This is a genomic window from Streptomyces sp. NPDC001270, from assembly GCF_042896695.1.
Classification (GTDB): domain Bacteria; phylum Actinomycetota; class Actinomycetes; order Streptomycetales; family Streptomycetaceae; genus Streptomyces.
The window spans coordinates 118,332-128,664 of record NZ_JBIAXM010000025.1; the positions used below are offsets into that span (position 1 = coordinate 118,332).

A 10,333-nucleotide genomic window follows, 5' to 3' on the forward strand; every position below is an offset into this window, starting at 1 on the left:
GTCGGGGGCTGGGGGCGGGCGCCCGCTGGGCTCGGCGCGTGGGTGGGGGGGGGGTTGGGTGTCGTGGGGGGGGGCGGGGGGCGCGCCCGGGGGGGGGGGGGGGCCCCCGGCCGTGCGGCTGTCCCGGACGCGTTCGTCCACTCGGCCTCAGGGCGTGCCGAGCACCAGGACGGTGTTCTGGCCGCCGAAGCCGAACGAGCTGGAGACGGCGACGCCGACCTCCGCGGGGCGGGGCTCACCGGTGACGATGTCGAGTTCCTGGCCCGGCAGTTGGCGACGCAGGTTCGCGGTCGGCGGGATGTGCCGGTGCTGCAACGTCAGTACGGTCAGCGCGGCTTCGACCGCGGCGGAGGCACCGAGCGCGTGGCCGAGGACACCCTTGGGCGCGGTCACCGGCGGAGGGGCGCCGCCGAACGTGCGGAGCAGGGCGAGCGCCTCGGCGCGGTCACCGGCCGGTGTGGAGGTGCCGTGGGCGTTGACGTGGTCCACGTCGCGGGGGGTGCAGCCGGCGTCGGCCAGCGCCGCGCGCAGCGCACGCTCCGCGCCCGCCCCTTCCGGGTGCGGTGCCACCGGATGGTGGGCGTCGCTGGTACTGCCGTAGCCGCGCAGCAGGGCCCGGACCCGGGCGCCCCGGGCGCGGGCCGCGTCGGGGCGTTCCAGGACGAGGACGGCCGCGCCCTCGGAGAGCACGAGGCCGTCCCGGTCGGCGTCGAAGGGCCGGCAGGCGGCGGCCGGGTCGTCCAGGCGCCGGGAGAGGGCCGTCATCTGGGCGAAGCAGGTGACCGGCATCGGGGAGACACCGGATTCCGCGCTGCCCGCGAGGACGATGTCGCAGGCACCGGCGAGCAGCAGGTCCCGGGCCACCCCGATGGCCGTGGCACCGGAGGCACAGGCGCTGGCCACGCTGAAGCTCGGCCCGTGGATCCTCAGGTCCATGGCGACCTCGCCGGGGACCATGTTCGGCACGCTGCGGGGCAGCGCCACCGGGGAGACGGCCGTGGGGCGGCCCTCGCCGAGCAGGGTGAACTCCCGGACGTAGGTCTCCAGGCTGTTGCCGCCGACGCCGAGGATGACGCCCACCCGTTCCCGCGGCCAGTGCTCGGGGTCGAGTCCGGCGTCGGCGACGGCCTGCCGGGACGCGTGCAGGGCGAGGTGTGCGAAGCGGTCCAGACGCCGGGCGAGCCGGCGGCCGTACACGGTGACCGGGTCGAAGTCGTCGATGCGGCAGGCGATGTCCACCGGCAGCCCGGCCAGCTGCGGGTCGGTGCGCGCGAGGCTGCGTCCTTCGCAGACGGTGCGCCAGGTCTCCTCGGCCGTGGCGCCGCCGGGCGTGATCATGCCGATGCCGGTGACGGCGACCTCACGTGTGTGCGGCACGGCCGCCTCCTTCCATGCGCTGGTACAGGGTGCGGAAGCGCTCCGCGGTGGCCTTCGTCCGCTCCAGGTGCCGGCCGATGCGGTCGCGGGCCCGTTCGCCCTCGGGTCCGAGGTCCGTCCGGGTCGCGACGCGCAGGGTGCGCAGCAGGGGCCGCAGTACGTTCTCGACGTGCACGTCGAGGTTGTAGATGCCGGCGGCGGCGATGCGCAGGGCGCGCCGCTGGAAGCCGGGGATGACGGTGCCGGGCATCCGGAAGTCGCAGATCACGTCGGCCAGCGCCGCCGTCGCGTGGTCCGGCGCCAGGTCCAGCGCGTCGGCGTACAGGTCACGGTAGAAGATCATGTGCAGGTTCTCGTCCGAGGCGATGCGGGTCATCAGCAGCCGGCCCGGCCGGTCCGCGCAGGCCGCGCCCGCGTTGCGGTGCGCCTCGCGGGTCGCCAGTTCCTGCACCAGGACGTAGGCCAGGGCGTGCAGCGGGGTGGGCTGGTCGCTGCGGAAGCCGGTGGTCATGGTGCGCATGCGCTGCCGTTCCAGGGCGACCGGGTCGATCGCCCGGGTGGCGTGCAGATAGCAGCGCAGGGCGTGCGCGTGCCGGTCCTCCTCCGCCGTCCAGCGGTGCACCCACTCGCCCCACGCCCGGTCCCGGCCGAACCGGGTGGCGATCTCGAAGTGGTAGCTGGGCAGGTTGTCCTCGGTCAGGAGGTTGACGACGAGGGCGTCCTGCACCGCCGCGCCGATCCGGGACTGGGCGGCCGTCCACGGCTCGCCGTCCAGCGGCCCGTCGTAGTCGGTGGCCGCGCTCCAGGGGATGTACGTGTGGGGCAGCCACTCCGGGGCCGCGGTCAGGTGACGTTTCAGCAGCCGTTCGGCGCTCGGTTCGAGTGCGGCGAGGATGTCGGGGGCAGCAGTCATCTCGATGGGTCCGATTCCCGTCGGTCCCGGGCGGGGCCGGGAGGTACGGGCGCCCGCCGCGCGGTGATGTGCAGACTCCGTAACTGGGGCATGACGTATCCGGCGGCGGGTGGCGGGGAACCCGCGAGCCGCCAGGTGACGGCGTACGGCAGCACAGCCCGGACGAGGGCGACCGCCTCCAGCCGTGCCAGGTGGGCGCCGAGGCAGTACTTGGGGCCATGGCCGAAGGAGAGAGTGCCGCCCGCAGCGGGGTCACGGGTGGCGGCGGCGACGAGGACCAGCAGCCGGGTCTGCGCCGCGACGGGGACGCCGGCCAGGACCATGTCACGGCTCGGGATCCGGCTGACCATGGCAGACGGCGGACGGCGGCGCAGCCAGGTCTCGACCGCGTCGGGGATCAGCTCGGGCCGGGCCAGGAGGGCGGCGGCAAGTGCGCCGTCGTCCTTGAGCAGTTCGCACATCGCGGTGCCCAGCAGCGCGAACGTCGTGCTGAACCCGGCTTGCAGCAGCAGCCCGCACTCGGCCGGGGTGACCCGCGCCCAGGCGGGCCGGGCGCCGCCCGGGTCGATCCCTCGCCGCCGTGCGTGGACGTAGCTCTCGAACTCCGCGAGGGCGCGGTCGGCGCCCGCGAAGTCCGCCTCGGTGGGGAACAGTTCACCGACCATCTGGTTGCGCAGGGTCAGTTCGGCGAGGTACGCGGCATCGTCGTCGGGCAGGTCGAGCAGCGCGCACAGCACGCGGGCCGGCAGCGGCAGCACCAGGTGCCGGACGGCGTCCGCGGCACCCTCCCGGGACACCGCGGACGCCAGCCTGCCGACGCAGTCGTCGGCCAACTCCCGGACGGTGGACCGCAGGGCGCCAATCGCGGGCCGGCTCACGAGCGCGGCGGACCGGCTCCGCAGGGCCTGGTGCCCGGGTGGATTGGTGTTGAGCAGACTGGCGGCGTACTGCTCCGCCGACCGATGGCGGCGCCACCCGGGCGTGTGCAGATCCCGCCAGGCGGGATCCGGCACCCGGAAGTCCGGGGAGCGCAGCGCGTGCCGGCAGACGTCGTAACCGCACAGCACCACGGTGCGCAGGGCCGGTACGGGGAGCACCGGGCCCAGTTCGCGCAGCCGGTCGTAGACCTCGTACGGGTCGGGGGCGCGGCGCAGCCCCAGCAGCAGCCGGGTCGCCCGCGCCTGCACGGACGAATCCGTGCTGATCACTTTCATGAAGCTCTCTCGGGAGGTCAGTCCGCTGCCACGGCCAGGACGCTGTTCTGGCCGCCGGGGGCAGTGGAGACGCACAGTGCCTTCCGCAGCCGTACGCCGCGGGGGCCGCCCGTGACGACGTCCAGGTCCATGCCGGGTTCCTGCTGCTCGTGGTTGGCCGTGGGCGGGACGAGGCGGCGGGCCACGGTCAGCACCGTCAGGGCCGCTTCGGTCGCGCCGGAGGCCGCTCCGGCGTACCCGAGGACGGCCTTGGCCGCGGTCACCGGCGGCCGGTGCGGCAGCAGCCGGGTGAGCCAGCGCGCCTCCGCCCGGTCGCCGGCCTCGGTGGCCGATCCGTGCGCGTTGACGTGCTCGACGTCGCGGGCCGCCCATCCGGCGTCGGCGAGCGCGGTGCGCGCCGCCTGTTCGCCGCCTCTGCCCTCGGGGTGCACGGCCGCGATGTGGTGGGCGTCGCCCGCCGCGCCGTATCCGGCGAGCCAGGCCAGCACCCGGGCCCCGCGCGCCCGCGCGTGCGCGGCGGTCTCCAGGACGAGCACACCGGCTCCCTCGGACGCCACGAACCCGTCGCGTGCCACGTCGAAGGGCCGCACGGCCGCGTCCGGCCGGGCGGCCCGCCGCGCCAGCACGCCCATCTGCCCGAGGGCGGCGAGCGTCACCGGATGCAGCAGGCAGTCGGCTCCCCCGGCCAGCATCACGTCCACGGCCCCGGACCGCAGCAGTTCCATGGCCGTGCCGACGGCGATCAGCCCGGACGCGCAGCCCGCCGAGGTCGCGAAGCCGGGGCCGGCCGCGCCGCGGTCCAGGGCGATCTCGGCCGCGCAGGCGCTCGGCAGGGAGCGGGCGAGCCCCAAGGGCGAGATCGTCGCCGCCCGGCCGGCCCGCCAGCGTTCATGGGCGTCGGCGACGTCGGCCACGCCGGTGCCGCCCGCCCCCATCACGACCCCGAACCGGTGCGCCGCGACCCCGCCCGGCGCCAGGCCGCTCACCTCCACGGCCTCCCGGGCGGCGACCACACCCAGTTGCGCCGGGCGGTCCATCCGCCGCGCCAGCCGCCGCCCCAGCAGGGCGTCAGCGTCGAATCCCCCGACCCGGCACACCAGGTCCACGGGCTCGTCCGCCAGTTCGAGTGCGCGTTCCGCCCGTCCCACCGCGGCGCAGACGGCACCCCAGGTCGGCTCGGCACCGACGCCGCCCGCGCTCACCAGACCCACGCCCGTGACGGCCACCCGGTCCCGGCCCCGCCTCACCACGTCGGCGCGGCGGAGCCGGCCACCTGCAGACCGTCCGAGGCGCGCAGGGCGGCCTCGAACCGGTCGGCGATCTCGCCCAGCGTCAGGTCCAGGGACAGGTCCACGTCCTCCAGGCGCACCCCGGTCAGGTCGGTCACGATGACCGCCAACTCGGCCATGCTCAACGAGTCCAGCTCCAGCTCACGGCTTGTCGACCGCGGGGTGATCCGGTCCTTCTCGATACCGAATTCCTCCGCCAGCAGCTTCGCGAGCGTGTCGTACATTCAGGGTTCCTTCTTCGCAGTGTCGACCGTGGCCACGACGTGCACCGGCAACGGCCGCCCGGACGGCCGTCAGAGATCCGCATGCAAAGGGGGGCGAGGCGGCAGCGGCCGCCTCAGTGAGTCGAGTCCGAGATTATGTCCCTGCATGACGTCACGACGTTGATCAAGGCCCGCCGGACCTTTAGTTGACCCTTACGAGGGACATCCGTCCGCGGTCGAGATGATCTTGCTGTGGTGGCCGCGGCATCCTCCCGTCGTCCCGTGCCGCCACGAAGGTTGCCGGGGCGAACTCCCGGGCCGCGAGCAGGAACACGGAGCCTGCCGCGCACGCCCGCCCCGAGGGCTCCGCGCCCCGTGGCGGTGACCCGGCGTGGCAGTGCGGCACGCGCGCGTGAGCTGGGGGCCGCGGCCGGGGAGGTGGTCGTCAGAAGGGTGCCAAGAAGTGGGGTGCGGGGTGGTGGGAAGCCGGGGCGCGGAGGTGGACTGGGGAGGGTTTCCGAGGAGTTCCGTCGGCCGGAGGCACCGGCCGGTGTGTGCAGAACGGTGGATGCGATGTCCGAATCCCGCCCGCCCTCAGCCGCTCGTGTGGTGGTAGGTGTGAGCGGCTCTCCGGGGAGTCTGGCCGCCCTGGGCCGGGGCGCCGACGAAGCGCGGCGCCGGGGAGCCGAACTCTGGCCGGTGCTGGCCTGGGAGCCGCCCGGCGGGGAGCTGACGGACCGCAGGTCTCCGGCGTCCGCCCTGCTCGGCGAGGACTGGGAACGGCTGGCCCGGGAGCGGCTCGTACGCGCGCTGCGCGAGGTGTTCGGCGGCACGGATCCGGGGCTGTCCGGACAGGCGCTCGTCGTCCGCGGTGCCCCCGGACCGGTGCTGGTGGCCGTCGCCGACCGGGACGGCGACCTGCTCGTGGTGGGCGCCGGACAGCGCGGGCGGCTGCACCGCGCGCTGTGGCCCTCGGTCAGCCGCCAGTGCGTCGCCCGCGCCTGCTGTCCGGTCCTCGCGGTGCCGCCGTCCCCGCTGGAGGCGGCGCTGGCGGCCGTGCACCGCCGTAACGCGTGGCGGCTGCGGCTGGACACCGGGGATCTGGCGAGGGAGTTCGAGTCCGTCCCGCCGGACGCCTGAGAGGCCGGCGGGCCGGCCGTCAAGAGGTGGCCGCCGCCGGCAGGTCCGGCCGCGCGGGACGGCGCCGCGGCGCCGTCCGTACGGCCAGCACCATGGTGAGGCCGCCGCCGGGCGTGTCCTCGGCGTGCAGGGTGCCGCCGATGGCCTCGGCGAAGCCGCGGGCCACCGCGAGGCCGAGGCCGACGCCGACACCGCGGGGCGCGTCGCCGTAGCGCTGGAAGGGCTCGAAGATACGGTCCTTGGCCTCGTCCGGCACTCCTGGACCGCGGTCCACGACCCGTACCTCGACCCGGTCGGCGAGGGCGCTCGCGGACACCAGGACCTTCACGTCGGGCGGGCTGTGCTTGACGGCGTTCTCGACGATGTTGGCGACGGCCCGCTCCATCAGCCCCCGGTCGACGTGGACCATCGACAGCGTCTCGGGGATGTCCAGGTGCACGCTGTCCTCGGGCACCCCGCCGAGCGCCATGGGCACGACCTCGTCGAGATCGGTCTCCCGGATGATGGGCGTCACGGTGCCGGTGTGCAGCCGGGACATGTCCAGCAGGTTCCCCACCAGGTGGTCGAGCCGGTCCGCGCCCTCCTCGATGGCCTCCAGCAGCTCGGCCCGGTCCTGTGCGGACCACTCCACGTCGTCGGACCTGAGCGAGGACACGGCGGCCTTGATCCCGGCGAGCGGGGTGCGCAGGTCGTGGCTGACGGCGGCCAGCAGCGCGGTCCTCATCCGGTTGCCCTCGGCCAGTGCCTTCGCCCGGTCGGCCTCGTGCTGCAGGCGCCGGCGGTCCAGCACGACGGCGGCCTGCGCGGCGAACGCGGCGAGCACCCGGCGGTCGGCGGCGGGCAGCACCCGGCCGCGCAGGGCCAGCGCCATGTGGTCGCCGACCGGTACGTCGACGTCGGCGTCCTCCGGGTTCGGTGCCGGTCCGGGTCCGACGCTGCCGGCGCAGGTCCAGGGCGCCGTCTCGCCGGTCCGCTCCAGCAGGGCCACCGACTCCATGCCGAAGGTCTCCCGGACCCGCACCAGCAGCTCCTCCAGGCTGGTCTCGCCGCGCAGCACGTTCCCGGCGAGGAACGACAGGATCTCGGACTCGGCGCGCAGCCGGGCCGCCTGGTGGGTGCGCCGGGCCGCGAGGTCCACCACCGACGCCACGGACGCGGCGACCGACACGAAGATCGCGATGGCGACGATGTTCGCGGGGTCGGAGATGGTCAGGGTGTGGACGGGCGGGGTGAAGAACCAGTTGAGCAGCAGGGAGCCGACCACCGCGGAGGCGAGGGCCGGGAGGAGCCCGCCGAGCAGGGCCGCCGCCACCGTCAGCGACAGGAACAGCAGCATGTCGTTGGCGAGGCCGATCTGCGGGGTGGCGCCGGCCAGGAGCCAGGTCAGCAGGACCGGGCCGAGCACGCCGACGAGCCAGCCCCAGATGACCCGGGACCGGCCGAGGCGCGCACCGCGCGCCACCGGCAGTCCGCGGCCCTTGCCCACGTCGTCGTGGGTGACGAGGTGGACGTCGAGGTCGGACCCCGACTCCTGGGCGACCGTGGCGCCGACGCCCGGTCGCAGGAGGTACTGCCAGCTCCGGCGGCGGGAGACCCCGAGCACTATCTGGGTGGCGTTCACGCCGCGGGCGAAGTCCAGCAGCGCGGCCGGGACGTCGTCGCCGACGACCTGGTGCCAGGTCCCGCGGAGGTCTTCGACGAGGGTGCGCTGGACGCCCAGTTCCTTCGGGGAGGCGGTGGTGGTGAGGCCGTCGCTGCGGGCAACGCAGACGGCGAGCACCTCGCCGCCCGCGCCCTTCTCGGCGAGCCGGGCCGCGCGGCGCAGCAGGGTGCGTCCCTCGGGGCCGCCGGACAGGCCGACCACGATCCGCTCCCGCGAGCCCCAGATCTTCGAGACCCGGTGCTCACTGCGGTACTGCTGGAGGTATTCGTCGACCCGGTCGGCCACCCACAGCAGCGCCAGCTCCCGCAGCGCGGTCAGGTTCCCCGGCCGGAAGTAGTTGGAGAGGGCCGCGTCCACCTTGTCGGGCTGGTAGATGTTGCCGTGCGCCATGCGGCGGCGCAGCGCCTGCGGCGACATGTCGACGAGCTCTATCTGGTCGGCGCGGCGGACCACCTCGTCCGGCACGGTCTCGCGCTGCCGCACCCCGGTGATCGACTCGACCACGTCACCCAGCGACTCCAGGTGCTGGATGTTGACCGTCGAGATCACGTCGATCCCGGCGGCGAGCAGTTCGTCCACGTCCTGCCAGCGCTTGGCGTTGCGGCAGCCGGGGACGTTGGTGTGCGGCAGTTCGTCCACGAGCGCCACCCGGGGGCGGCGCGCGAGGACCGCGTCCACGTCCATCTCGGTGAACGTGCTGTCCCGGTAACGGATCTCCTTGCGCGGCACCTGTTCCAGGCCGTGCAGCATCACCTTGGTGCGCGGCCGTTCGTGGTGTTCCACGACGGCGACCACGCAGTCGGTGCCCCGTTCGGTGCGGCGGTGCGCCTCCGACAGCATTGCGTAGGTCTTGCCGACGCCGGGGGCCGCACCGAGGTAGATGCGGAGCTTGCCGCGTGCCATGTCACCCCTCGAAGCGATAGCCCATGCCGGGCTCGGTGATCAGATAGCGCGGGTGGGAGGGATCCCGTTCCAGTTTGCGGCGCAACTGCGCCATGTAGACCCGCAGATAATTGGTCTTGTTGCGTTGCGACACGCCCCAGACCTCCTGGAGGAGGTACTTCTGGGTGATCAGCCGGCCGGGGTTGGTCACCAGGATCTCCAGCAGGTGCCACTCGGTCGGCGTCAGCCGTACGTCCCTGCCGTCCCGTACGGCCTTCTTGGCGATCAGGTCGATGCTGAAGTGCTCGGTCTCCACCAGGCGTTCGGGGGCCGGCGGTACGTCCTCGGTGCGGCGGACGGCGGCCCGCAGCCGGGCGAGCAGTTCGTCCATGCTGAACGGCTTGGTGACGTAGTCGTCGGCGCCTGCGTCGAGCGCGGACACCTTCTCGTCGGACGCCTGGCGGGCGGAGAGGACCAGGATCGGCACGCGGGTCCAGCCGCGCAGCGCCCTGATGACGTCCACGCCGTCCATGTCGGGCAGACCGAGGTCGAGCAGGACCACGTCGGGCTGGCGCGCGGCGGCGAACCGCAGGGCCGTGGCCCCGTCGGGCGCGGCGTCCACGCCGTACCGGCGTGCCTCCAGGTTGATGACGAGGGCCCGTACGAGCTGCGGGTCGTCCTCCACCACGAGCACCCGGGTCATGAGCGCCTGCCTCTCCTGTGCTGCCTGGGGCCGTGCGCGCCGGTCGCGGGGCGGCCTGCGCAGGGGGGCGGGAGCCGGCGGAACCGGGAGGTCTCCCGGGCCGCCGGCTCCCGCGTGCGTCGCGTAAGGCCGTCACGTGCCGGCCACGAGATCCTTGAGCGCGATGTTGAGTTCGAGGACGTTCACGCGGGGATCGCCCATGAAGCCGAGGGTGCGGCCGGTGGTGTGGTCCTTGACCAGCTGGTCCACCTGGGCGACGGAGAGGTGGTTGAGTGCGGCGACGCGGTGTGCCTGGAGTTCGGCGTAGGCCGGGGAGATGTTCGGATCGAGGCCCGAGCCGGACGAGGTGACCGCGTCGGCGGGGACGTCGGACGGCTCGACGGTGTAGCCCGGGACCGAGTTGTCCTTGACCACGGCCTCCTTGGCGGCGACCACCTGGGCGCAGAGCGTGCCGTCCGCCGGCTTGGCGGGGCACTTGCCGTGCACGGCGCCGCTGTCCGCGGCGAGGTTGGTGGCGCCCGACAGCAGCAGCTTGTACTGCGTGTTGATGCTGTTGCTGCCGAGCCCGTTCGCCGGGCGGCCCTGGAACCACTTCAGGTCCGCGTCGGGGGTCTCCTGACCCTTCTTCAGCGGCAGGTTGTACGACTGTCCGATCAGGGCGGAGCCGACGACCTTGCCGTCCGCCTTGATCTCGGAGCCGTTCGCCTTGTTGTTGAACAGTCCCTGGGCGATGCCGGTGACGACCAGCGGGTAGATGACGCCGGTCACCAGGGTCAGCACGAGGAGGGCACGCAGGCCCGCACCGAGCAGCCGGACGGTGTTCGAGACGGAGTTGTTCATGGCGATCAGCCGATTCCGGGGATGAGGGAGATGAGCAGGTCGATGATCTTGATGCCGATGAAGGGCGCGATCAGGCCGCCGATGCCGTAGATCCCGAGGTTGCGGCGGA

9 protein-coding genes are annotated in these 10,333 nt (G+C 73.9%); 1 reads left to right on the top strand and 8 read right to left on the bottom strand.

The window, feature by feature from the left end; all coding sequences use genetic code 11:
• Positions 1–147 precede the first annotated feature (147 nt).
• From ACFY2B_RS33195 to ACFY2B_RS33215, 5 genes are read right to left on the bottom strand one after another with little or no spacing between them, the layout of a single operon-like run.
• Complete coding sequence (locus tag ACFY2B_RS33195; RefSeq protein ID WP_390766790.1) at positions 148–1,338, bottom strand: beta-ketoacyl-[acyl-carrier-protein] synthase family protein; 1,191 nt, start codon at positions 1,336–1,338, stop codon at positions 148–150.
• 22 nt (positions 1,339–1,360) lie between these two features.
• Entirely contained in the window at positions 1,361–2,290 is a 930-nt protein-coding gene (locus ACFY2B_RS33200) for an acyl-ACP desaturase (RefSeq protein WP_390766778.1), read from the bottom strand.
• Complete coding sequence (locus ACFY2B_RS33205) at positions 2,287–3,498, bottom strand: hypothetical protein (RefSeq protein WP_390766779.1); 1,212 nt, start codon at positions 3,496–3,498, stop codon at positions 2,287–2,289. Before ACFY2B_RS33205 ends, ACFY2B_RS33200 begins: the two co-directional genes overlap by 4 nt.
• Before the next feature lie 23 nt (positions 3,499–3,521).
• Positions 3,522–4,730, bottom strand: coding sequence for a beta-ketoacyl-[acyl-carrier-protein] synthase family protein (locus tag ACFY2B_RS33210; RefSeq protein ID WP_390766780.1), 1,209 nt, complete (start codon positions 4,728–4,730; stop codon positions 3,522–3,524).
• A gap of 17 nt (positions 4,731–4,747) precedes the next feature.
• Positions 4,748–5,017, bottom strand: coding sequence for an acyl carrier protein (locus tag ACFY2B_RS33215; RefSeq protein ID WP_376535334.1), 270 nt, complete (start codon positions 5,015–5,017; stop codon positions 4,748–4,750).
• Between the two features lie 552 nt (positions 5,018–5,569).
• Here ACFY2B_RS33215 and ACFY2B_RS33220 point away from each other — a divergent pair.
• A complete protein-coding gene (locus ACFY2B_RS33220; RefSeq protein ID WP_390766781.1) occupies positions 5,570–6,136 on the top strand; it encodes a universal stress protein in 567 nt (188 codons plus the stop codon).
• A gap of 19 nt (positions 6,137–6,155) precedes the next feature.
• Here ACFY2B_RS33220 and ACFY2B_RS33225 read toward each other — a convergent pair whose 3' ends face one another.
• The 3 genes from ACFY2B_RS33225 to ACFY2B_RS33235 all read right to left on the bottom strand — a co-directional run bounded on the left by ACFY2B_RS33225 (position 6,156) and on the right by ACFY2B_RS33235 (position 10,224).
• The gene (locus ACFY2B_RS33225) at positions 6,156–8,702 is read right to left on the bottom strand and encodes a DUF4118 domain-containing protein (protein ID WP_390766782.1); all 2,547 of its coding nucleotides are present in this window, start codon (positions 8,700–8,702) and stop codon (positions 6,156–6,158) included.
• Position 8,703: 1 nt separating this feature from the next.
• Positions 8,704–9,384 carry a response regulator gene (locus tag ACFY2B_RS33230; protein WP_376535340.1) on the bottom strand — a complete coding sequence of 227 codons (681 nt, stop codon included), beginning with the start codon at positions 9,382–9,384 and terminating at the stop codon, positions 8,704–8,706.
• A gap of 132 nt (positions 9,385–9,516) precedes the next feature.
• Positions 9,517–10,224 carry a potassium-transporting ATPase subunit C gene (locus ACFY2B_RS33235; protein WP_390766783.1) on the bottom strand — a complete coding sequence of 236 codons (708 nt, stop codon included), beginning with the start codon at positions 10,222–10,224 and terminating at the stop codon, positions 9,517–9,519.
• Positions 10,225–10,333: the final 109 nt, after the last annotated feature.

Excerpts from the sequence above, each read along its gene's own strand:
- ACFY2B_RS33220 (WP_390766781.1), top strand. The coding sequence starts at position 5,570 with ATGTCCGAATCCCGCCCGCCCTCAGCCGCTCGTGTGGTGGTAGGTGTG.
- ACFY2B_RS33215 (WP_376535334.1), bottom strand. The coding sequence starts at position 5,017 with ATGTACGACACGCTCGCGAAGCTGCTGGCGGAGGAATTCGGTATCGAG.
- ACFY2B_RS33235 (WP_390766783.1), bottom strand. The coding sequence starts at position 10,224 with ATGAACAACTCCGTCTCGAACACCGTCCGGCTGCTCGGTGCGGGCCTG.
- ACFY2B_RS33225 (WP_390766782.1), bottom strand. The coding sequence starts at position 8,702 with ATGGCACGCGGCAAGCTCCGCATCTACCTCGGTGCGGCCCCCGGCGTC.
- ACFY2B_RS33230 (WP_376535340.1), bottom strand. The coding sequence starts at position 9,384 with ATGACCCGGGTGCTCGTGGTGGAGGACGACCCGCAGCTCGTACGGGCC.
- ACFY2B_RS33200 (WP_390766778.1), bottom strand. The coding sequence starts at position 2,290 with ATGACTGCTGCCCCCGACATCCTCGCCGCACTCGAACCGAGCGCCGAA.
- ACFY2B_RS33195 (WP_390766790.1), bottom strand. The coding sequence starts at position 1,338 with ATGATCACGCCCGGCGGCGCCACGGCCGAGGAGACCTGGCGCACCGTC.